Below are 23,186 nucleotides of genomic sequence, written 5' to 3'. Positions count from 1 at the left end.
AACGGCCTTCAGGCCGGCCGTGTGCGCGACATGGCGCCGAGGATCAGGCGCTCGGAGCGCTGGAGATAGTCGTCCAGCATGCGGCTCGCCTCCTCCGCGCGGCCGCCTTCCAACGCTTCGAGAATGGCGAGATTGCGCTCGATGAAGGGGGCGTGGAGAAACTCCGGCGCATCCAAGAGGCCGAAGGCGAGGCGCAGCTCCGCCGCGATCTGCGCATAGAAGGCGACAAGGCGCGCGCTGTCCGCCAAGTCCACGATCGCGGCATGGAACGCCATGTTGGCGCTGCCGACGACCCGCCAGTCGCCCGCCTCGCGCGCATCCATCGCCCGCTCCACCGCCGCGCGCATGCGCCGAACCGCCGGATGGCCCGGCTCCCCTTGCGCGAGCGCGCGGCATTCCACGAGGCGCCGGACCCGGTAGATGTCGATCACCGCGGCATGGTCGGGCGTCACCACGAAGACGCCGCGATTGGGCTCGTGGCGCAGGAGGCCGTCCTTGGTGAGAAGGCGGAACGCTTCGCGCAGCGTATTGCGCGAAACGGCGAGATCGGCCGAAAGCGCGCTTTCCGACAAGCGCTGACCCGGCAGGAACTCGCCGGAGATCACCCGGTCGCGCAGTTGCGCGCAGATGCGCGTCGTCAGCGTCAGGGTCGGCGGGAGGGGATCGGCGACGCTCATGGTTCTGTCGCCCTCCCCGTCGCTTCGCGCCGGGCATGGAAGCCGGCTCTCGTCCCGTCGCGCGCCGGCATCTTCCGTTCCTCGCATCCCTCGATCGAATCGCAGCGGACCTTCGGCCATGCCCCGCCCGACATCAAGCCGCGCCGGGACGCAAACACACAAAGCGTCCCTACCTGCCCCCTATCGTGTCTCCGCCTGCGAGGTGGGCTTTGCGTTGAACACCGAACGAGCATCCTGCCTGCGAAATGCTCATATCGCAGGACAGGGATGCAAAAATCGTTGAACAATATTGACGTTCCTGTTCTTTCGTCGGAAGGTTGCGCCGCAATTTCCCCGCAATTCGGGCGCGCGCCGCCTCGACCGGAGCATGACGATGGATCCAGCTACTTCCGGCCGAAGGGCCGAGCCCGCCGCATCGTCGCGGTTCGGACGCGGCAACGAGTCCCAGCGCTTCGCGCTCATCTCGGCCGTGTTCCTGATGGCGACCGCCGCCAGCGGCCCCGGCTTCATCACCCAGACCGCGACCTTCACCCAGACGATGGGCGCCGCCTTCGCCTTCGGCATCCTGGCCTCGGTGGTGATCGACTACATCGTCCAGATCAACATCTGGCGCATCGTCGCGGCGACCCGCATGCGCGCGTCCGACATCGCCAACGCGGCGGTGCCCGGCTCGGGCTATCTTCTGGCCTTTCTGGTGATCCTCGGCGGTCTCTTCTTCAACATCGCCAACGTTGCGGGCGCGGGCCTCGGCCTCAACGCGCTGGTCGGGCTCGATCCGAAGATCGGCGGCGCGCTGTCGGCGCTGCTGGCCATCGGCATCTTCCTGAACAAGCGCGCCGGCGGCGTCATGGACCGCACCATGATCGCGCTCGGCGTCATCAAGATCGCGCTGATCCTCTTCGTCGCCTATTCCGCCAGCCCCCCGGTCGGCGAGGCGCTGCGGCAGACCGTGTGGCCCGACACGATCGATTTCCCCACCATCACCACCATCGTCGGCGGTACGGTCGGCGGCTACCTGACCTATGCCGGCGCCCACCGCCTTCTCGACAAGGGTCTCGTCGGCCAGGAGAACATTCCCGCCGTCACCAAGGCCGCGCTGAACGGCATCACGGTGACGGGCATCATGCGCTTCATCCTGTTCCTCGGCATCCTCGGCGTCGTATCCTCGGGCGTGACGCTCGACCTGTCGGGCCGCACCGCCAACCCGGCCGCGCAGGCCTTCGGCCATGCCGTCGGCGAGTTCGGCTTCCGTGTCTTCGGCCTGATCTTCTGGGCCGCCGGCATGAGCTCGATCATCGGCGCGGCCTATACGTCGGTGTCGTTCCTCACCGCCTTCAAGCCCGGCATGAGCGACCGCGCGCGGTCCTGGTCCACCGTGGTCTTCATCGGCGTGTCGCTCGCGGTGTTCCTCCTCATCGGCACGACGCCGGCCTCGCTTCTCGTGTTCGTGGGCGGCTTCAACGGGCTTGTCCTGCCGATCGGGCTGTCCATCATCCTCTTCGCGGCGTGGAAGCGGAAGGATCTGATGGGCGACTACCGCCATCCGACCTGGCTCTTCGCGCTGGGCGTGGCGACCGCCGCGCTGACCTGGTGGATGGGCTATCGCTCGATCGGCCCGATCTTCGCCTTCCTGGGCCGCTGAGGGAGAAGCCGACATGACCACCACCACCACCGCGATCGACCTCAACAGCGATCTGGGCGAAAGCTACGGCGCCTGGGCCATGGGCGAGGACGAGACGATGCTGTCGCTCGTGTCGTCGGCCAACGTCGCCTGCGGCTTCCATGCCGGCGATCCGGCCGGCATCCTGCGCACGCTGCGGGCAGCAGCCGCGCAGGGCGTCGCGGTCGGCGCCCATGTGTCCTATCCCGACAAGGGGGGTTTCGGCCGGCGCAACATGGACGTGGCGTCCGAGGATCTCGTCGCCGACGTGATCTACCAGATCGGCGCGCTGCAGCGCCTGGCCGAGGTCGCGGGCACGCGCGTCACCTACGTCAAGCCCCACGGCGCGCTCTACAACACGATCGCGAGCGATCCGCGCCAGGGGCGGGACGTCGTCGACGCCGTCCTCCGGGCCGACCCGTCGCTGATCCTCATGTGCCTCGCCAACGCGCCCTTGGTGCGGCTTGCCGAGGGCATGGGCCTGCGCACCGTCTCGGAAGCCTTCGCCGACCGCGCCTATACGCCGGAAGGCACGCTCGTCTCGCGCCGTGAAAAGGGTGCCGTCATCCACGACACAGGCCTCGTCGCCGCGCGCATGGCGCGTCTGGCCGCGACCGGCGAGTTGGAAGCGATCGACGGCTCCACCATCCACCTGAAGGCGGATTCCATCTGCGTCCACGGCGACAGTCCCGGCGCCGTGGCGATCGCCAAGGCCGTGCGCGAGCGCCTGGAAGCGGACGGCCTTGCGGTTTTGGCCTTCGCGCCGGTCTGAAGGGAGGAAAGCGTCATGAACCTCGTTGACGCCAAGCTGGACGAGATGCGCTCGGCCGCCCGCGCGGCGCGGGCGCGCTATCGCGGCGGCCTCGTCGAGCCGACAGCCGGGGTGGCTCCGGGCGCCACCCAGGCCAACATGATCTCGCTGCCGCGGGACTGGGCCTACGACTTTTTGCTCTATGCCCAGCGCAACCCGAAAAGCTGCCCGGTGCTCGACGTCACCGACGCGGGCTCGCGCTCCACGGTGCTGGCGGAAGGGGCCGATGTCGCGCGCGACATCCCGCTTTATCGCATCTGGCGCGACGGAAAGCTGGCCGAGGAAGTGACGGATGCCGGCGCCGCTTTCGAGGAAGCGGGCGATCTCGTTTCCTTCCTGATCGGCTGCTCCTTCACCTTCGAAACCCCGCTTCAGGAAGCCGGCATCGAGGTGCGCCATATCGCGGACGGCTCCAACGTGCCGATGTACCTGACCAACCGGGCCTGCCGCCCGGCGGGCCGGCTGACCGGCCAGCTCGTCGTTTCCATGCGCCCGATCCCGGCGGCGCGCGTGGCGGACGCAGCGACGATCACCGGGCGCTTTCCCGCCGTCCACGGCTCGCCCGTGCATGTCGGCGACCCCGCGAGCCTCGGTATCCGGGATCTCGCCCGGCCCGACTTCGGCGACGCGGTGCGCATCGAGCCGGGCGAGATCCCGGTGTTCTGGGCCTGCGGCGTCACTCCGCAGGCGGCGGTGATGGCCTCGCGCGTGCCCTTCGCGGTGACCCACGCGCCCGGCCATATGTTCGTCACCGACGTTCCCGACGCCGCCTATCACGTTTGAGAAGCTTCATGCGCATCCTTCCCGTCAGCTTTCGCACGGTGCTGGTCGAGCTCGCCGATCTCGGTGAGACGCTCGCGCTTTTTGCCTCGCTGAAAGCCAAGCCCATCGCCGCGATCGAGGAGATCGTGCCGGCGGCGCGCACGCTCCTCGTCCGTTTCCGGCCCGGCACCCCACCGGACATGGAGGCGTTGGCCGCCGATCTTCGCTCGCGGGACATTTCGGCCGAGATGGAAGGCTCGGATCGGCTGGTGGAGATTCCCGTCGTCTACGACGGAGAGGATCTTGCCGACGTTTCCACGCTCACCGGGCTGTCGGTGGACGAGGTGATCGCGCGGCACACGGGCAGCGAATACACCGTCGCCTTCACCGGCTTCGCGCCGGGCTTCGGCTATCTCGTGGGCGGCGACCCGGCGCTTCACGTGGCGCGCCGCCAAAGCCCGCGCACCCGCATTCCGGCGGGAACCGTGGCGCTCGCGGGCCATTTCGCCGGCGTTTATCCGCAGGAAGGGCCGGGCGGCTGGCAGCTCATCGGCACGACGCCGCTCCGGATGTTCGATCTTGTGCGCGATCCTTCCACCCTGTTCCAGCCGGGAACGCGCGTGCGCTTCACGCAGCTTCCCTCCCGCGAGGCGTTCGAGGCGATCGCCGCCACGGAGGCTGCGCGCGCGAAGGCGACGAGCGAGGCACGGGCGCACGAGGGCACGAGCTTGCGCGTGACGGCCGCCCCCATGCCGGCGCTGTTCCAGGACGAAGGCCGACCGGGACAGGCGGCGCAGGGCGTTTCGGCGTCGGGCGCGCTCGACCGCGCAGCGCTCCACGCGGCGAACCGCCTCGTCGGCAATCCCGTCGGCACGCCCGCGCTCGAGATCGTTGCCGGCGGCTTCGCCTTCGAAGCGGACGGACCGGCCGTGGTGGCGATCGCGGGCACGGACGCCGTGCTCGAAATCCGGGACGCTGCCGGGCGCGCGAGGCAAACCGCTGCTGGGCGCCCCGTGCCGCTGGAGGTCGGCGACCGGGTGACGCTTCGCGCCCCCCGCCATGGGCTTCGCACCTACCTTTCGGTGCGCGGCGGCTTTCGCGTCGCCCCGGTGCTCGGCTCGGCGTCGGTGGATTCGCTGGCTCGCCTCGGCCCCGAGCCCGTCGTCGCCGGCGCGAGCCTCGCCGTCCTTCCGTTTGCCGGCCATACGGCCGTCGGCGCGCCCGAGAGCCCACCCCCCGGCCTTCCCGCCCCCGGCGACACCGTGGTGCTCGACGTCGTGATGGGTCCGCGAACGGAGTGGTTCACGGCGGCCGGCATCGAGACCCTGACGGCGCAGGAATGGACCGTCACGCCCTTGTCCAACCGCGTCGGCCTTCGCATCGAAGGCGAGGTTCCCTTGGAGCGGCTCGACCCGAAGGCCGAGCTGCCGAGCGAGGGCACGGCGAACGGAGCGATCCAGGTGCCCCACAACGGTCAGCCGGTTCTGTTTCTGGCCGATCATCCGCTGACCGGCGGCTACCCCGTGATCGCAACGCTCGCCGAACACCATCTCGACCTTGCCGCGCAGATCCCGGTCGGCGCGCGCATCCGCTTTCGCGCGATCCGCTCCTTCGCCGAGATCGCCCCTACATCCGAACAGGCTGTCCCATGAAGAAAGTCCTCATCGCCAATCGCGGCGAGATCGCGCTGCGCATCGCCCGTGCCTGCCGCGACCACGGCGTCCTGTCCGTGGCCGTTTATGCCGATTGCGACGCCGACGCGCCCTATGTGCGCTTTGCCGACGAAGCCCATGGGCTCCACGGCGATACGCCGGCCGAGACCTATCTCGACATCGGCAAGCTTCTGGACATCGCCAAGCGCACCGGCGCCGACGCGGTCCATCCGGGCTACGGCTTCCTGTCGGAGCGCGCCGAGTTCGCGAGAGGCGTCGTGGATGCGGGCCTGACCTGGATCGGCCCGGCGGCATCCGTCATCGAGGCGCTCGGCGACAAGACGCGCGCGCGCGAGATCGCGAGCCGCGTCGGCGCGCCGCTGGTGCCGGGCTCCGACGGCCCCGTCGCGAACGCGGCGGAGGCCTTGGCGTTCGCCGAGGCGCACGGGCTGCCGATCGCCATCAAGGCGGCCTTCGGCGGCGGCGGGCGCGGCATGAAGGTCGCCTGGAAGCTGGATGAGGTCGAGGAGCTCTTCGCCTCCGCCACCCGCGAGGCCGAGGCCGCCTTCGGGCGCGGCGAGTGCTTCGTGGAGCGTTTCCTCGACCGGCCGCGCCACGTCGAGGCGCAGATCCTCGCCGACAGCCACGGGACCGTGCTGGTCGTCGGCACGCGCGACTGCTCGCTCCAGCGCCGCAACCAGAAGCTCGTGGAGGAAGCGCCCGCCCCCTTCCTGACCCCGGAACAGCGCGAGCGCATCCACGAGGGTGCGCGCGCCGTGTGCGCCGAGGCCGGCTATGTCGGCGCGGGCACCGTCGAGTTCCTCCTGGGGCAGGACGGCACGATCTCGTTCCTCGAGGTCAACACGCGGCTTCAGGTCGAGCATCCGGTGACGGAGGAAACCACGGGCCTCGATCTCGTGGTGGAGCAGTTGCGCATCGCCGACGGCGAACGCCTCGAACTGACCGAAACGCCGGAGCCGCGCGGCCATTCGATCGAGTTCCGCATCAACGCCGAGGATCCCGCGCGCGGCTTCCTGCCGATGCCTGGGCCGATCGACCGGTTCGAGCCGCCGGCGGGACCGGGCGTGCGCGTCGATTCGGGCGTCGTGTCGGGTTCGGTGATCCCCGGCCATTTCGACTCCATGATGGCCAAGCTCGTGGTCACCGGACCGACCCGCGAGATCGCGATCGCGCGTGCCCGGCGCGCGCTCGCCGAGTTCACGATCGAAGGCGTTCCGACGGTTCTTCCCTTCCACAGCGCGGTTCTGGAAGCGGACGATTTTACGGGCGACACGTTCCGCGTCCACACGCGCTGGATCGAGACGGACTTCGCGGCCGAACTGGAAGCCGCCGCCCGCCCCGCCCCGGCCGAAGGGCCGGCCATGCTGCGCGTGCCGGTCGAGCTCGACGGGCGCCGCCATGTTCTGGGCCTTCCGGCCGCCTTCCTCGCCCGCCTCGGCTCTCCCGCCGGCGGCGCGGGCATCGAGACGGAAGCGCCGAGCGATCCCGGCCTTGTCGGGGCCAGCGTCGCGGGAACTCTCCAGGGCTGGCGCGTCGAGAACGGGGCGCCCGTGGAGGAAGGCCAAGTGATCGCCGTGATGGAGGCGATGAAGATGGAAACGCAGGTGACGGCGCCGATCAGCGGCGTGATCGAACTTGTCGCGCAGGCGGGGGCCTATCTCCAGGCTGGCGAGCCGCTCGCCCGGATCGTGTTCCGCCCGAGCTGAAGCCGCAAGCGATCGACATTGTGGCCGAAACGCGACAGCCGCCGCGTTTCGGCTCGAAGTTCGTAAAGTTGACCTGTCTTATCCTGTTTCGATCGATATGCAGGGGCTCGATCGTTGCAGGAGATTCCCATGTCGTCATCCGCTCGCCGCCTGACCCGGACCGTTCTCCTGTCGTGCACCGCGCTCGCATCCGCTGCCCATGCGCAGGACGTCGTTCTCGACACGGTGGTCGTGGAAGGCGCTGGAGGGGGAACGGGCGAGGGTGAATCGGCGACCGGCCCGGTGGAGGGCTACGTTGCCACCACGACCACCACGGGCTCCAAGACGGCGACGCCCATCGTGGAGATTCCGCAGTCGATCTCGGTGATCACCACCGACCAGCTCGAAGACCGCGCCGTGCAGGACCTCGGCGAAGCCATCCGCTATACGGCCGGCGTGCTCCAGCCGTCCTCCGATCCGCGCTTCTTCGCGCCGATCATCCGCGGCTTCGCCTCGCCCTACTCGATCTATCTCAACAACTTCCGCTTCTCGCGCGACTTCGGCGCGATCGCCTTCGAGCCCTATGGCGTGGAGCGGATCGAGGTGATCAAGGGCCCGGCGTCGGTGCTCTACGGGCAGGACGAGCCGGGCGGCATCGTCAACCTCGTGCAGAAGCGCCCGACCTTCACCAATTTCGGCGAGGCCGGCGTCCAGTTCGGATCCGACAACCGCTATGTCGCGCGCACCGACATCGGTGGCGTGTCGCAGGACGGCCTCCTGTCCTGGCGGCTGACCTCGCTCGGGCGCCTTGCCGACGACCAGATGGACTTCGTCACCGACGACCGGTTCTACGTCGCGCCGACGCTGACCATCGCGCCGGACGCCGATACGTCGCTCACCATCCTGTCCAGCCTGCAGCACGACACGGGCACCTCGCCGCTCGGTCTGCCGCAATCGGGCACGCTGGACTTCAACCCCAACGGCCACATTCCGCCCTCGCGCTACATCGGCGAGCCGGACTTCAACAACGCTGAAGGTACGCTCGGCACGATCGGCTACGAGTTCCGCCACCGCTTCGACGAGACCTTCGAGGTCCGGCAGAACCTGCAATATGTCGGCTACGATTCCGACTACAACAATCTCTACTTCTCCAGCCTTGCCGCCGACGGGCGGACGGTGAACCGGGGCTTCAGCGTCCAGTCGGAATCCTACCGGGGCCTGGGCGTCGACAACCAGCTGGAAACGAAGTTCGACACCGGCGTCCTCGACCACACCACGCTGATCGGCTTCGACTACCGCCACAATTCGCAGGACCGGACGTCGAACTTCACCGGCGGCACGACGCGGATCGACGTCTTCAACCCCGTCTACGGCCAGTATCGCTACGTCCCCGGCGCGCCCTCGCGGACCGAGACCACGCTGGAGCAGGCCGGCCTCTACGCCCAGGACCAGATCCGCTGGGGCGGGCTGACGGGCACGTTCGGCCTTCGCCAGGACTGGGCCGAGAACACCAACGAGGTCACCGGCGCGAGCACCCGCTACGACGCGCTGACCGGGCGCGCCGGCGCGGTCTACCTGTTCGACAACGGGCTCGCGCCCTTCGTCAGCTACTCGACCTCGTTCAACCCGACGGCCGGCGCCAACGACGCGCAGCAGCTCCTGAAGCCGACCGAGGGCGAATCCATCGAGGCCGGCGTCAAGTTCCAGCCGCCCGGCTGGAACACCCTCGTCACCGCCAGCGTCTTCGAGATCACCAAGACCAACGTCGTCAACCGCAACAACGCCACGCGGACGCTGACGCAGATCGGCGAGGTGCGCTCGCGCGGCTTCGAACTGGACGGCAGCGCGACGCTGACCGACGGGCTGGATCTCCTCGCAGCCTACACCTACACCGACACGGAGGTGACGCAGAGCGAGGTCGCCACCCTTCTCGGCAAGGAGTTCCGGGACGTTCCGAACCACGCCGCCTCGCTCTGGGTGAACTACCGGCTGCCGAGCGCCCTCTTCGCCTCGCAGATGACCTGGCTCGACGGCATCTCGCTCGGCGGGGGCGTGCGCTATGTCGGCTCGCGCTTCGGCAACGACGCCAACACGATCGAGCTGCCGAGCGTCGTGCTGCTCGACGCGGCGATCCGCTACGAGCGGGAGGATTTCGAGGCGGCGCTCAACGTCAACAACATCGCCGACAAGGAATATGCCGCCAGCTGCAACTTCGGCTGCTTCTACGGCGAAGGCCGCACGGTGGTGGGCAGCCTGACCTACAAGTGGTGAGCCGACCCGCGACGCCGATCGCACGGCGCGCGCCGTGAGAGACCGGGAGGAAGAGCGCCGGGGTGAAGGCCGCGCAAGCGCGCGCGGCCTGTCGCGGCGCGCCTTCCTCAGCGCGGGCGCGCTTTTCGCCGGGCTGCCGGCGCTCCGGCCGGCGCTGGCCGCCCCGGCTCCCGCCCGGATCGCGATCGCCGACTGGGCGCTTCTGGAAACCTGCCTCGCGCTCGGCCATGCGCCGGCGGCGGCGGTGGAGCTCGTCCTGTTCCGGCGATACGCGGTGGAGCCGCCCGTTACCGACGCGGTCGTCGATCTCGGCCTGCGCGGCTCGCTCAACTTCGAGCTCCTGTCGCTCGTCGCGCCGGACCGGATCTACGGCTCGAACTACAGCGCCTGGGCCAACGAGCAGATGCGCCGGATCGCGCCGGTGCGCGAACTCAGCATCTACCGGCGGGGCGAAAAGCCCTTCGCCAAGGCGCAAGGCGCCATGCGCGCCATGGCGGACGACCTCGGGCTCGCGGATCGGGCCGAGGCCTATATCGAAGCGCTGCAGGCCGAGCTCGCGGCCCATGCCGACGCGGCTCGGCGCCACGCCGGGCGCCCGCTCCTCGTCATCAACATCGGCGACAGTCGGCACTTTCGCGCCTTCGGCGCCGATTCCATGTTCGGCGAGATCGGCGAGCGCTTAGGCTTTGCCAACGCCTGGGGTCCCCTCACCCGCTACAGCGCGACGGCCCCGGTCGGCGTCGAGGCGCTGGCTCGTTTTCCCGACGCGATCGTCGTGATCGTTTCCCCCGTTCCGCCGGACGCCCGGCGCGCCCTGCCGGACAGCGCCCTTTGGCAGGCGATGCCAGCGGTGAAGGCGGGCCGCGTCGTCACCATCGATCCCGTCAATCCGTTCGGCGGCCTGCCGGCGGCGCGCCGCTTCGCGCGCCTTCTGGGCCAAGCGCTGCGGGAGCTCGCGTGACCGCGCCCCGCCTCTTCCCGCGCGCCGTCCCGGCTCTCGGGCTGGCGGCGCTCGCCGCGTTTCTCCTGCTTGCCGTTCAGGTCGTGCTCGCCTGGCCGGAGGCCGGCGACGCGCTCGGCCGGATCGTCCTCGTCGACAGCGTCCTGCCGCGCGGGGCGGTGGCGCTTCTGGCGGGTGCCTCGCTCGGCCTTTCCGGCGCGCTTCTCCAGCGCGTCTTGCGCAATCCGATCGCCGATCCCTCGACGCTCGGCATCGCCAGCGGGGCGCAGCTCGCGATGACGCTCGCCACCGCCTACGCTCCCGCATGGATGGAAACGGCGCGCGAGCCGCTGGCCTTCGCCGGTGGCATGGGCGCGCTCGGCCTGATCCTCGCTGTCTCCTGGCGGCGCGGTTTCGACCCGGTGACGGTGGTCCTGTGCGGCATGCTGATCTCGCTGGTGGCCGCCTCGCTCAGCGCCGCGGTGATCCTCGCCAACGGCGAATACATGATGTCGCTGTTCATCTGGGGCGGCGGATCGCTGGAGCAGACCGGCTGGGGCGTCTCCGCGACGCTTCTCGTGCGCTTGGGGGTCGTGGCCGGGGCAACAGTGCTTCTCCTGCGCCCGCTCGTGCTCCTCGGCTTCGACGATTCCAATGCGCGCGCGCTCGGCCTCGGCGTGTCCGGCATGCGGCTTCTGGTCCTCGGCCTCGCCGTCGCCCTGGCGACGGGGGTGATCGCCTTCGTCGGCGTCATCGGCTTCGTCGGGCTGGCCGCGCCCAACCTCGCACGCCTTGCCGGCTTCCGGACCTTGCGCGCCGTGCTTCTCGCCTCGCCCGTTCTCGGCGCGATCCTTCTCGCGATCACCGACGGCCTTGTGCAGGCGGCGAGCCTCGGGGACAGCGAGATCCTTCCCACGGGCGCGGCGACGGCGCTTCTCGGCGGCCCGCTCCTGATCTGGCTCCTGCCCCGGCTCCGCTCGGCCATTCGGCTGGCGGACACGGCCGCGGCTCCCATCGCCCGCTTGGCGCGCCCCGGCGCGATACTGCTCGTGATCGCACTTCTCGCCACGCTCGTCGGAGCGCTCGCGCTTCTTTGGGGTCCCGGCCCCGATGGCTGGAACTGGGCTTGGGGGCCGACGCTGGAGGCCGTCGCGCCTTGGCGCTGGCCGCGCATCGCCGTCGCGGGTGCGGCGGGCGCCATGCTTGCGGCGGCCGGCTTCACGCTCCAGCGCGTCACGGGTAATCCGATGGCGAGCCCGGAGGCGCTCGGCGTCAGCTCAGGCTCGGGGCTCGGGCTGGCCGCCGTTCTGCTTCTCGCGCCCCAGGCCGGGCCCGGATGGGAGTTCGCCGGCGCCGTGCTGGGTTCTGGCGCCGCGCTGCTCGTGGTTCTCGGGCTCGGCGCGCGCGGCGGCTTCGGGCCGGAGCGCCTGCTGCTCGGCGGCATCGCGGTCGGCTCGCTCGCCGGCGCGCTGGTGACCGCCGGGATCGCGCGGGGCGGCCCGGAGGGCAACCGGCTCCTCAATTGGCTGAGCGGCTCCACCGCTCTCGCCAGCCCGATGGAGGCGGGCGCGACCGCGCTCCTCGCCCTCGCGCTTCTGGCGCCGATGCCCTTTCTCGCGCGGTGGTTCCAGATCCTGCCGCTCGGGCCCGGCGTCGGGCGAGCGATCGGGCTTTCGCCCCGCCGGGCCGGCGGATGGCTGGTGTTTCTGGCCGCCGTCCTTTCGGCGGCGGCGACGCTCTCGGTCGGGCCGCTGTCGTTCGTCGGGCTGATGGCGCCCCATATGGCGCGGCTCGCGGGCTTCGCCCGGCCCCCGCTCCAGTTCGCCGCATCGGTGGCGATCGGCACCCTTCTCATGGTCTTCGCGGACTGGATGGCGCGAAGCCTCGCCTTTCCCTACCAACTGCCGGTCGGCCTTCTCGCCTCGCTGGTCGGCGCTCCGTATCTCGTGTGGCTGCTCAATCGCGGGCTGCGATAGGCCCCCGGCAAGACGGAAAAGGCCGGCCGGGGATCGCTCTCCGGCCGGCCATTTTAGAAGCTCGGCTCGCCTGAAACCGGCTCCTGCGTCAGGAGCGGGGCTTGGCGTTCTCCGGGTCGTAGAGCGGCTTGTAGCCGACGCTCGCGACCTCGGCCGGGAACGTGTCGCCGAAATACTCCATGTCGACCTTGCGACCGACCTGGCAGTGGCTCCAGGGAAGGTAGGCGAGCGCGATGTTGCGGCCGACCGTCGGGCCGTAGGCGACCGAGGTCGTGTAGGAACGCCGACCGAGCTCGTCCACCAGCGTTTCGCCGGTTTCCGGGTCGAGCACCGGCATGATGCCGACGGGATAGCGCTGAACGCCCTTCGAGTCGGCATTGTCGGTGATCACCAGCGTGCAGAGCATGGCGGGCTGGTTGGCGCGCTCTCGATACTCGACGTGGCGGGCCTTGCCCCGGAAGTCGGCTTCCTTGACCTTGGGTCGGGCAAGGTCCGCTTCCAGAAGGTTGTATTCGGTCAGAAGGTCGGCGTTCTGGAGGCGCAGGCTCTTTTCCATGCGCCGCGTGTTGGCATAGGTCTCGACGCCCACCGCGATGACGCCGGTGGAGCGCAAAGCGTCCCACACCGCAAGCCCGTCCTCGTAGGCCATATGAAGCTCCCAGCCCTGCTCGCCGACATAGGAGATGCGGAAGGCGGCGACTGACTTGCCCGCGATGGTGATCGGCTTGATCGCGGCGAAGGGGAAGTTTTCGGGCGCGAGCACGGAGGGGTCGTCCAGGAGCTTGCCGAGATTCTCGCGCGCGGTCGGGCCCCAAATGCCGATGGTGATGTAGCGCTCGCTGACGTCGGTGATCGTGACGTCGAGGCCGCGATCCTCGGCCGTGCGGCGCATGTAGTGGTAGTCGCGGGGGCCCGCGTCCGCGCCGTTGATCATGCGGATCCGGTCGGCCATGCGGATCACGGTGAAGTCGGCGCGCACCATGCCCTCGTCGTCGAGGAAGTGGGTGTAGATGCCCTTGCCGATATTGGCGTCGCCCCCGATCTTGGCGGCGCACAGCCATTCCATCAGCTCGACATGGTCGGGCCCCTCGATGTCGGTGATGGAGAAGTGCGACAGGTTGATGATGCCGCAGCTTTCGCTCATTTCGAGGTGCTCGGCGTTGGACACGCGCCAGAAGTGGCGGTTGTCCCATTCGTTCTCGCGCACCGGAATCCGGTTGCCGTACTTCTCGAGAAGGTGTTCGTTGGCGGCGTAGCCGTGGGCGCGCTCCCAGCCGCCGAGTTCCATGAAGTAGCCGCCGAGCTCCCGTTCGCGCTCGTGGAAGGGCGAGCGGCGGATGCCGCGCCCGCCCGCGAAAGGCTCGCGCGGATGCACCGGCGGGTTGTAGATCTTGCGCGCCGTTTCGGTGCAGCGCTCCTCGATGAACTTTTCGTCGAGCTGGAAGGCGCTGAAGCGGGCGAAGTCGATCCGGTTGTGGTCGATCGCGGTGCGCCCGTCCGTCATCCAGTCGGCGATCAGCTTGCCCATGCCCGGGCCGTCCTTGACCCAGATGCCGACGCAGTACCACAGGCCGCGCACCTTCTGGCTTTCGCCCATGGACGGGCCGCCGTCCGTGGTGGTCTGGAGAAGGCCGTTGAAGGAATGGCCCTCGTTGTAGCCGAGCTCGCCCAGGATCGGGGTCAGCTCGATGGCGCGCTCCATCGGCGCGATCACCTGCTCCATGTCGAGGTCGCGCTGCGAGGGCGACAGGCGCGCCTCGTGCTTTTCCAGAAGCTCGCGTGGGTGGACGAGGCGCACGTCGTGCTCCTCGTAGTAGCCCCACTCGATCTGGCCGCCCTCGGCGGTCTTCGGGTCGCCCGTGTCGCGCAGGTAGGCCGAATTGCCTTGGTCGCGCAGGAGCGGGTAGCCGATCTCCTTGCCGGTTCCGGCGAACTCGTTGTAGGGGCCGAAGAAGGTCAGCGGGTGGTCCACCGGCATCACCGGCAGGTCCTCGCCGGCCATCTCGGCGATCAGGCGGCCCCAGAGGCCGGCGCAGACCACGACGTGGTCGGCCCGGATCGTGCCGCGGTCGGTGACGACGCCGCGGATGCGCCCGTCCTCGATCACCAGCGACTTCGCCGAGGTGTTGGCGAAGGCCTGGAGCTTGCCGGCGTTCACCGCCTGATCGACGAGCTTGCCCGCCACCGTCTGCGAGCGCGGGATGACGAGGCCGGCGTCCGGGTCCCACAGGCCGCCCTGGACCTGCGTCTCGTCGACGAGCGGCATCTTATCCTTGATCTCGGCCGGCTCGATCAGGCGCGCGCGCGTGCCGAAGGCCTTGCCCGAAGCGACCTTGCGCCGGATCTCGTCCATGCGCTCGTCGTCGCCGACGCGCGCGACCTCGAGCCCGCCGACGCGCGCGTAGTGGCCCATCTTGTCGAAGAAGTCGATCGAGTAGAGCGTGGTCCAGCACGACAGGAAGTCATGGCTGGTCGTGTAGCAGAAATCGGAGGCGTGGGCCGTCGAGCCGATGTCGGTCGGGATGCCCGACTTGTCGATGCCCACGATGTCGTCCCAGCCGCGTTCGGCGAGGTGATGGGCTATCGAAGCGCCCACGATCCCGCCCAGACCGATGATGACGACCTTCGCTTTTTCCGGAAATGCGGCCATGTCCATGTTCTCCAACGGGGTCGGGTCGAAATCGCGCGCACGCGGCGCAGAGGCAACTCGACGTCCTTACCAAAATTTCGAGCGCGATCCGTATGACCCTGGTCGCCGAGGATGGATGGGGCTTGGGCCGTTCCTCGGTCACGAAGGAAAGCATTGCGACGCCGGGTCCCTCGGGACAGAACATTTGCGTCAAACCGGCATTAGCGATACGACAACGACAGATGCTGATCGCAGCGCGAGGACATGCGATGGACGCCAGGGTGAGCGAGGGCCGAACAGGCACGCTATCGTCGATGCCCTCAAGGCCGCGAAGGAGCGGCCTGCGCCTGTCGGTCGGCTTCATCCTCGCCAAGCGTTTCACGCTTTGCGCCTTCGCCAACTTCGTCGACGTCCTGCGCCTGGCGGCCGACGAGGGCGACCGCTCGCGCCCCATCCTGTGCAACTGGAGCGTCCTGTCCGACACGATGTGCGCGATCCCCTCGAGCAGCGCGGTGTCGGTGCAGCCGAACGAGCGGCTCGGCGATCCCACGCGGTTCGACTACATCGTCGTGGTGGGCGGGGTGATGGACGACCTGACGGGGCTCGGCGCGCCCTATGCCGCCTATCTGAAGCGGGCGGCGGCGGCCGGCATCCCGCTGATCGGCCTTTGCACCGGAGGTTTTCTTCTTCACAAGGCCGGGCTGATGCAGGGCTATCGCTGCTGCGTGTCCTGGTTCCATCACGCCGACTTCCTGGAACAGTTCGACGGGCTGCACCCCGTGTCCGACCAGATCTTCATCGACGACGGCGACCGGCTGACCTGTTCGGGCGGGGCGAGCTCGGCGCATCTGGCCGCCTATCTGGTGGAGCGCCATGTCGGGCGCGCGCAAGCCAGCAAGAGCCTCCACATCATGATCATCGACGACGCCATGCGGCCCGAGAAGCCGCAGCCGGGCGTGTCGATGGACATCTCGACCCGAGATCCGATGGTGATGCGCGCGCTGCTTCTGATGCAGCAGAACATCGACACGCCCCTATCGGTCGCCGAGCTCGCCCGGCGCATGGGTCACAGCAAGCGACAGCTCGAACGCCATTTCCGCTCCGCGCTCGGCGACTCGCCCCAGGCCGCCTTTCTCCAGATCCGCCTGACCTTCGCGCGCCACCTGATCGAGACCACCGACAAGCTCGTTTCGGCCGTGGCGGTGGAATGCGGCTTCTGCGATTCTTCCCATCTCAGCCGGATGTTCCGCCAGCGCTTCGGCTCGACGCCCCAGGAAATCCGGCGCCGGACGGCCGGCGACGATCGGCAGGCGGCCTGACGCGAAAGCCGACGAACGAGGCACATGCCGCGCCGCGAAGGAGCGCCGAGCTTCGGCGTTAAAATGCGATTCGTTGACGCAAATCTCCTGTCCCCGATTCCGCATTGTCGCAATGATATCCAGGACATGGCCGCTTGAGGTTCGCGATGACCCGTTTTTCCTTTCCCTCGCTCGTGGCGAACGCCCTGAGGGGCCACAAGGACTGGGAGCCGCAATGGCCCGATGCCGAGCCCAAGGCCGAGTACGATGCGATCATCGTCGGCGCCGGCGGGCATGGCCTGGGCGCGGCCTACTACCTCGCCAAGGAGCACGGCCTCACCAACGTGGCGGTGATCGACAAGGGGTGGCTCGGCGGCGGCAACACCGGCCGCAACACCACGATCATCCGCTCGAACTATCTCTACGACGAAAGCGCGATGCTCTACGAGCACGCCATGAAGCTCTGGGAAGGCCTGTCCCAGGAGCTGAACTACAACGTCATGTTCTCGCAGCGCGGCGTGATGATGCTGGCGCACAATGTCCATGACGTCCAGAGCTTCAAGCGCCACGTCCATTCCAACCGGCTGAACGGCATCGACAACGAGTGGCTGACGCCGAGCCAAGCCAAGGCGTTCTGCGACCCGCTCGACATCTCGCCCACCGCCCGGTACCCGGTGATGGGCGCCGCCCTCCAGCGGCGCGGGGGCGTGGCGCGCCACGACGCGGTGGCCTGGGGCTATGCGCGGGGCGCGGCCGCGCGCGGCGTCGACATCATCCAGAACTGCCCGGTGACGGCGATCCGGCGCGACGCGTCGGGCGCCGTGTCGGGCGTGGAAACGGCGCGCGGCTTCATCAAGGCGAAGAAGGTCGGCGTTTCGGCGGCCGGCAACACCTCCGTCGTGATGGATTCGGCGGGCGTGCGTCTGCCGCTCGAAAGCTACCCGCTCCAGGCGCTCGTGTCGGAGCCGGTGAAGCCGATCTTCCCCTGCGTCGTCATGTCGAACACGGTGCATGCCTACATCTCGCAGTCCGACAAGGGCGAGCTCGTGATCGGCTCGGGCACCGACCAATACGTGTCCTATTCGCAGCGCGGCGGCCTGCCGCTGATCGAGCACACGGTGGCGGCGATCTGCGAGATCTTCCCGATCTTCACCCGCATGCGCATGCTGCGCAAATGGGGCGGCATCGTCGACGTCACGCCCGACCGCTCGCCGATCATCGGCCGGACGCCGGTGCCGGGCCTCTACGTCAACTGCGGCTGGGGAACCGGGGGCTTCAAGGCGACGCCGGGCTCGGCCAACGTCTTCGCCCACACGATCGCCCACGACGCGCCCCACCCGATCAACGCCCCCTTCACGCTGGAGCGGTTCCGCACCGGCCGGCTCATCGACGAGGCGGCGGCCGCCGCCGTCGCGCACTAAAGGATCGGCTCATGCTGCTCATCCAGTGCCCCTATTGCGACGAGGCGCGCCCCGAGGTCGAGTTCGCCTATGGCGGACAGGCCCATGTCGCACGGCCCGAGAACCCTTCCCGCATGTCGGACGAGGAATGGCGCGACTACCTCTACATCCGCGACAACCCGCGCGGGCGCCATCACGAGCGCTGGCGCCACATCCACGGCTGCGGACGCTTCTTCAACGCCATCCGCGATACCGTGACCGACAAGTTCGAGACCACCTACAAGGCCGGCCAGCCGAGCCCGGACGCCGCCTCCAGCAAGAGCACGGACGCATGAGCGAGTTTCGCATTCCCGGCCGGGGCCGCGTCGACCGCGCCCGGCCCGTCCGCTTCGAGTTCAACGGCGCCACCTATTCGGGCTTCGCCGGCGACACGGTCGCCTCCGCGCTGCTCGCGAGCGGCGTCCACCTCGTCGGCCGCTCGTTCAAGTACCATCGGCCGCGCGGCATCCTGTCGGCGGGCTCGGAGGAGCCGAACGCGCTTCTGGGGATCGACCACGGCACGGCTCGCGTCGAGCCCAACAGCCGCGCCACGGTGGTCGAGATCCGCGACGGCCTGCGCACGCGCAGCCAGAACCACTGGCCCTCGCTCCAGCGGGACGTCGGCGCGGTGAACGACGCGCTCTCCATGCTGTTCTCGGCCGGCTTCTACTACAAGACCTTCATGTGGCCGAAGAGCTTCTGGAACAAGGTCTACGAGCCGATCATCCGCGGCGCGGCAGGCCTTGGGCATTCGCCGACCGTTCCCGATCCCGACCTTTACTCCAGCCGCTTCGCCCATTGCGACGTCCTCGTGGTGGGCTCGGGGCCGGCGGGCCTTGCCGCCGCGCTGGAAGCCGGGCGTGCGGGCGCCAAGGTGGTGCTCGCCGACGAGGGGGCCGAGTTCGGCGGCTCGCTCCTGTCCGAAACCGACGCCACGATCGAGGGCACGAGCGGCTGGGACTGGCTGAAGGCCGCGCTCGACGAGCTCGCCGCCCTTCCCAACGTCACGCTCCTGCCGCGCACCACGGCGATCGGCTACTACCACCAGAACTTCGTCGGCCTTTGCCAGCGCCTCACCGACCACCTCGCCGCCGCGCCGGACGGTGCCCCGCGCGAGCGCATGTGGAAGGTGCGCGCCAAGCGGGTGGTCCTCGCGCAGGGCTCGATCGAGCGCCCGCTCGTGTTCGCGGGCAACGACCGTCCCGGCGTCATGCTGGCGGGTGCCGCGCGCACCTATCTCAACCGCTACGGCGTCAAGGTCGGCAACCGGGCGGTCGTCGTCACCAGCCACGACAGCGCCTGGGTCTCCGCCTTCGACCTCGCCCGCGCCGGCGTCGCGATCGCCGCGATCGTCGACGTGCGACCGGAAGTGTCGGCCGAGCTGACGGCGGAGGCCGCCGCGCTCGGCATCGAGGTGCTGCCCGGCTGGACCGCGACCGGCACCAAGGGGCGCTTGCGCGTCGCTTCGATCCGTGTCCTTCCGATCGGCGGGCAAAGCTCTCAGGCCCGCACGATCGCCTGCGACACCGTTCTGATGAGCGGCGGCTGGACGCCGAGCCTCCACCTCTTCTCCCACACGCAGGGCAAGCTTGCCTGGCGCGACGAGGAGCAGACCTTCGTGCCCGCCGAGTACCGAGAGGAGTGCCGCTGCGCGGGCGCCGGCAACGGTTCGTTCGGTCTCGCCCGCGCCTTGGCGGAGGGCGCCGAGGCGGGCGCGGAAGCGGCGACAGTGGCCGGCTTCGAAGCGCGCGTCTCGACCTACGGCGTCGAGGGCGAGCGCCGGCTCACCGGTCTTGCCAGCCGCGACCTGCCGACCGACGCCAACCCGTCCAAGGCCAAGGCCTTCGTCGATTTCCAGAACGACGTCACGGCCAAGGACATCCGGCTCGCGGTACGCGAGGGCTTCCGCTCGATCGAGCACATCAAGCGCTACACCACCAACGGCATGGCGACCGACCAGGGCAAGATTTCCAACATCAACGGCCTCGCCATCGCCGCCGACGCGGTCGGCCGCCCGGCCCCGCAGGTCGGCCTGACGACGTTCCGCCCGCCCTACACGCCGACGACCTTCGGCGCGTTCGCCGGCTACAGCCGGGGCCGCCTCTTCGATGTGACGCGCAAGACCGCGATCGACGGCTGGGCCGAGGAACAGGGCGCCGTGTTCGAGCCCGTCGCCCTATGGCGCCGCGCCTGGTACTTGCCCAAGGCCGGCGAGGACATGCATGCGGCCGTCGCGCGCGAATGCAAGGCGGTGCGCGATTCGCTCGGCATCTTCGACGCCTCGACGCTCGGCAAGATCGAGATCGTCGGGCCGGACGCCGCCGAGTTCCTGAACCGCATGTACACCAACCCCTGGACCAAGCTCGAGCCCGGCCGCACGCGCTACGGCGTGCTCCTCGGCGAGGACGGGTTCATCCGCGACGACGGCGTCATCGGACGCTTGTCGAAGGACCGCTTCCACGTCACCACCACGACGGGCGGCGCCGCGCGCGTTCTCGGCATGATGGAGGACTATCTCCAGACCGAGTTCCCCGAGCTCCGCGTCTGGCTGACCTCCACCACCGAGCAATGGGCGGTGATCGCGCTCAATGGGCCGAACGCCCGCAATCTCTTGGCGCCGCTGGTCGAGGGCATCGACCTGTCGGAAGAGGCCTTCCCGCACATGTCGATCGCGGAAGGCCGGATCTGCGGCGTGCCGACGCGCCTTTTCCGCATGAGCTTCACCGGCGAGCGCGGCTACGAGGTCAACGTGCCCGCCCGCCATGGCCGCGCCATCTGGGAGAAGCTGATGGAAGCCGGCCGCACCTACGGCATTACGCCCTATGGCACGGAGACGATGCACGTCCTGCGCGCCGAGAAGGGCTACATCATCGTCGGCCAGGACACGGACGGCACGCTGACGCCGGACGACGCGGGCCTCGGCTGGGCGATCGGCAAGGCGAAGCCCGATTTCGTCGGCAAGCGCTCGCTCGGCCGCCCGGACATGCTGAAGACCGACCGCAAGCAGCTCGTCGGCCTCCTCACCGAGGATCCGAAGACGATCCTGGAAGAAGGCGCTCAGATCGTCCTCGATCCCGCCCAGCCGGTGCCGATGAAGATGGTCGGCCACGTCACCTCCTCCTACTGGAGCGTCGCGCTGAACCGTTCGATCGCGCTCGCCGTGGTGGAAGGGGGCCGGGGCCGCATGGGCGAGACCGTGCATATCCCGATGCCGAACGAGACGCTGCGCGCCACCGTGACGGGGACCGTGTTCTTCGACACCGAAAACAAGCGCCTGAGCGCCTGAGGAGCCGAGCCGAGATGTATCAGAACCATCATCCCCCCGTCGGCCGCAAGCTGGCCTCCGCCGCAGGCGCGCCCGTCGCCATCCGCCCGATCGACGACTGCGCCCGCTTCAACCTGCGCGTCGATCCGGCGAGCCTTGCCGCCGTCGCCGCCGTCTGGGGCGCCGAGCTGCCCGCGCGCATCGGCGATTTCGCCGGCTCGCCCGAGCGCCTGGCCGCCTGCATCGGCCCGGACGAATGGTTCCTGATCGCCCCAGGCTCGGAGCGGGACCGGATCGAGGCGGGCTTTGCCGCGCTCTACGAAACGACGATCCACAGCCTCGTCGATATCAGCCACCGCGAGGTCGGCATCCTCGTCGAGGGCGCTGAAGCGGCCGCCGCCCTCCAGTCGGCGATCGCCTTCCCGGTGGGCGAGATGCCCGTCGGGGGCGCGCGCCGTACGCTCATCGATCGGGTCCAGATCATCCTCATCCGCGAAGCGGAGGACCGGTTCCGGATCGAGGTCTGGCCCTCCTTCGCCGACCACGTCTGGCATCTTCTGGCGGGCATCTGCCGCGAGTTCGAACTGGGCCTCTGACGCCGTCCGAACGAGCGGCCCGCCGAACGCCTGCCATCGCCTGTCGCCGACCCGAAAGGAGCCATTCCCCTCCGCAGTCCCGTTGTCCAAAGGCGAGATCGACATCCCGTGTTTCTCAGCGTTTTCGACGTCTTCAAGATCGGCATCGGCCCGTCCTCGTCGCACACGATGGGGCCGATGACGGCTGCGGCACGGTTTCTCGAACGTCTGAGGCAGTTTCCGGACCGCGATCGGGCGGCGCGCATCCGCACCAGCCTGCACGGCTCGCTCGCCTTCACCGGCAAGGGCCACGCCACCGACCGCGCCGTGGCGCTCGGTCTTCTCGGCTGGCTTCCCGCATCGCTCGACATCGAGGCGGCGGAGCGCCAGCTCGCGGATCTCGCGCACGCCCGCACCTTGAGGCTGCCGGACCTGTCGCCGATCGACTTCGACCCGGCCGAGGACATCGTCTTCGACTATGGGCCGCCGCTGCCTGGCCATGCCAACGGCCTCGTCTTCTCCGCCTTCGATGCGGGGGGCGAGCTGCTTCTCACCGAAACCTTCTATTCGATCGGCGGCGGCTTCGTGGTCACGGCGGCCGAGCGCGAACGGCCGGCGGGCGCGTCCGTCGCAGCCGGACCTGAGCAGCCCTGGCCCTTTCCCTTCCGCAACGCCGCCGACATGCTGCGCATGGCCGGCGTCAGCGGCCTGTCGATCGCCGACATGAAGCGCGAAAACGAGACAAGGCTCCGCTCACGCGACGAGGTGGCGGCGGAGGTCGACCACATCTGGGCCGTGATGGACGCCTGCATCGAGCGCGGGCTCGCGATGGAGGGCGAGTTGCCGGGGGGCCTCAAGGTGCGGCGCCGGGCGCGGCGGATCCACCAGCAGCTTCTGGCCGAGCGGCAAAGCAACATCGCGCAGCCCCATGCCACCTCCGACTGGCTCGGGGTCTACGCGATGGCCGTGAACGAGGAGAATGCGGCCGGCGGGCGCGTCGTCACCTCGCCCACCAACGGAGCGGCCGGCGTCGTGCCGGCGGTCCTGCGCTACTATCTCGACCATTGCCACGGTGCGGACCGGGCGAAGGTCTCCGACTTCCTTCTGACGGCCGCCGCGATCGGCGGCCTAATCAAACACAACGCCTCGATCTCGGGCGCGGAAGCTGGCTGCCAGGGCGAGGTCGGCTCGGCGGCGGCCATGGCGGCGGCCGGCCTTTGCGCCGTTCTGGGCGGCACGCCCGAGCAGGTGGAGAACGCGGCCGAGATCGCGCTCGAGCATCATCTCGGCATGACCTGCGACCCGGTCGCCGGCCTCGTCCAGGTGCCCTGCATCGAGCGCAACGGCATCGGCGCCATCAAGGCGGTCGCCGCCGCCTCGCTCGCGCTCAGGGGCGACGGGTCCCATTTCATGCCGCTCGACAACTGCATCGAGGCGATGCGGCAGACCGGCGAGGACATGAACACGAAGTTCAAGGAAACCAGCCTGGGAGGGCTGGCGGTGAACCTGCCCGAGTGCTGATCGT

General features: G+C 69.3%; 16 protein-coding genes. 14 read left to right on the top strand and 2 right to left on the bottom strand.

From position 1 onward, the window contains the following. Positions 1-8: 8 nt before the first annotated feature. Entirely contained in the window at positions 9-677 is a 669-nt protein-coding gene (locus H7A85_RS01735) for a GntR family transcriptional regulator (protein WP_182084154.1), read from the bottom strand. Positions 678-1,044: 367 nt separating this feature from the next. Here H7A85_RS01735 and H7A85_RS01730 point away from each other — a divergent pair, with 367 nt between their 5' ends. The 8 genes from H7A85_RS01730 to fhuB all read left to right on the top strand — a co-directional run bounded on the left by H7A85_RS01730 (position 1,045) and on the right by fhuB (position 12,455). Further along, entirely contained in the window at positions 1,045-2,319 is a 1,275-nt protein-coding gene (locus H7A85_RS01730; protein WP_244630876.1) for an NRAMP family divalent metal transporter, read from the top strand. A 13-nt stretch (positions 2,320-2,332) separates the two neighbouring features. Continuing rightward, the gene (locus H7A85_RS01725; protein ID WP_182084153.1) at positions 2,333-3,109 is read left to right on the top strand and encodes a 5-oxoprolinase subunit PxpA; all 777 of its coding nucleotides are present in this window, start codon (positions 2,333-2,335) and stop codon (positions 3,107-3,109) included. Positions 3,110-3,124: 15 nt separating this feature from the next. Then, the gene (locus tag H7A85_RS01720; protein WP_182084152.1) at positions 3,125-3,931 is read left to right on the top strand and encodes a putative hydro-lyase; all 807 of its coding nucleotides are present in this window, start codon (positions 3,125-3,127) and stop codon (positions 3,929-3,931) included. Positions 3,932-3,939: 8 nt separating this feature from the next. Next, positions 3,940-5,562, top strand: a complete 1,623-nt coding sequence (locus tag H7A85_RS01715; protein ID WP_182084151.1) for a carboxyltransferase domain-containing protein — start codon at positions 3,940-3,942, stop codon at positions 5,560-5,562. Continuing rightward, positions 5,559-7,289, top strand: coding sequence for a biotin carboxylase N-terminal domain-containing protein (locus H7A85_RS01710; protein WP_182084150.1), 1,731 nt, complete (start codon positions 5,559-5,561; stop codon positions 7,287-7,289). The genes H7A85_RS01715 and H7A85_RS01710 overlap by 4 nt, the downstream gene beginning before the upstream one ends. A gap of 129 nt (positions 7,290-7,418) precedes the next feature. Continuing rightward, positions 7,419-9,539: a TonB-dependent siderophore receptor gene (locus H7A85_RS01705; protein ID WP_182084149.1), complete on the top strand. Its 2,121-nt coding sequence runs from the start codon at positions 7,419-7,421 to the stop codon at positions 9,537-9,539. A gap of 34 nt (positions 9,540-9,573) precedes the next feature. After that, positions 9,574-10,500: an ABC transporter substrate-binding protein gene (locus H7A85_RS01700; protein ID WP_210270206.1), complete on the top strand. Its 927-nt coding sequence runs from the start codon at positions 9,574-9,576 to the stop codon at positions 10,498-10,500. After that, positions 10,497-12,455 carry a Fe(3+)-hydroxamate ABC transporter permease FhuB gene (fhuB, locus tag H7A85_RS01695; RefSeq protein ID WP_182084148.1) on the top strand — a complete coding sequence of 653 codons (1,959 nt, stop codon included), beginning with the start codon at positions 10,497-10,499 and terminating at the stop codon, positions 12,453-12,455. The genes H7A85_RS01700 and fhuB overlap by 4 nt, the downstream gene beginning before the upstream one ends. A gap of 88 nt (positions 12,456-12,543) precedes the next feature. On the opposite strand, the gene H7A85_RS01690 is transcribed toward fhuB, so the two are convergent. Further along, the gene (locus H7A85_RS01690) at positions 12,544-15,105 is read right to left on the bottom strand and encodes an FAD-dependent oxidoreductase (protein WP_182084147.1); all 2,562 of its coding nucleotides are present in this window, start codon (positions 15,103-15,105) and stop codon (positions 12,544-12,546) included. A 293-nt stretch (positions 15,106-15,398) separates the two neighbouring features. On the opposite strand from H7A85_RS01690, the gene H7A85_RS01685 reads away from it, so the two are divergent. The 6 genes from H7A85_RS01685 to H7A85_RS01660 all read left to right on the top strand — a co-directional run bounded on the left by H7A85_RS01685 (position 15,399) and on the right by H7A85_RS01660 (position 23,182). Further along, positions 15,399-16,403 (top strand): GlxA family transcriptional regulator, encoded by a 1,005-nt coding sequence (locus H7A85_RS01685; protein ID WP_182084146.1) that lies wholly within the window; start codon positions 15,399-15,401, stop codon positions 16,401-16,403. A gap of 146 nt (positions 16,404-16,549) precedes the next feature. Next, positions 16,550-17,803 (top strand): sarcosine oxidase subunit beta family protein, encoded by a 1,254-nt coding sequence (locus tag H7A85_RS01680; RefSeq protein WP_182084145.1) that lies wholly within the window; start codon positions 16,550-16,552, stop codon positions 17,801-17,803. A gap of 11 nt (positions 17,804-17,814) precedes the next feature. Next, positions 17,815-18,117, top strand: a complete 303-nt coding sequence (locus H7A85_RS01675) for a sarcosine oxidase subunit delta (RefSeq protein ID WP_182084144.1) — start codon at positions 17,815-17,817, stop codon at positions 18,115-18,117. Beyond that, positions 18,114-21,107: a sarcosine oxidase subunit alpha gene (locus tag H7A85_RS01670; protein ID WP_182084143.1), complete on the top strand. Its 2,994-nt coding sequence runs from the start codon at positions 18,114-18,116 to the stop codon at positions 21,105-21,107. Before H7A85_RS01675 ends, H7A85_RS01670 begins: the two co-directional genes overlap by 4 nt. 14 nt (positions 21,108-21,121) lie before the next feature. Next, on the top strand, positions 21,122-21,682 hold the full coding sequence (locus tag H7A85_RS01665) for a sarcosine oxidase subunit gamma family protein (RefSeq protein WP_182084142.1): 561 nt from the start codon (positions 21,122-21,124) through the stop codon (positions 21,680-21,682). A 108-nt stretch (positions 21,683-21,790) separates the two neighbouring features. Beyond that, on the top strand, positions 21,791-23,182 hold the full coding sequence (locus H7A85_RS01660; protein ID WP_182084141.1) for an L-serine ammonia-lyase: 1,392 nt from the start codon (positions 21,791-21,793) through the stop codon (positions 23,180-23,182). The last annotated feature ends 4 nt before the right edge of the window (positions 23,183-23,186 follow it).

Source organism: Aureimonas sp. ME7 (genome assembly GCF_903970965.1).
Taxonomy (GTDB): domain Bacteria; phylum Pseudomonadota; class Alphaproteobacteria; order Rhizobiales; family Rhizobiaceae; genus Aureimonas.
Note: the sequence above shows the minus strand (reverse complement) of the source record. Positions and strands in the feature narration are given on the sequence as shown.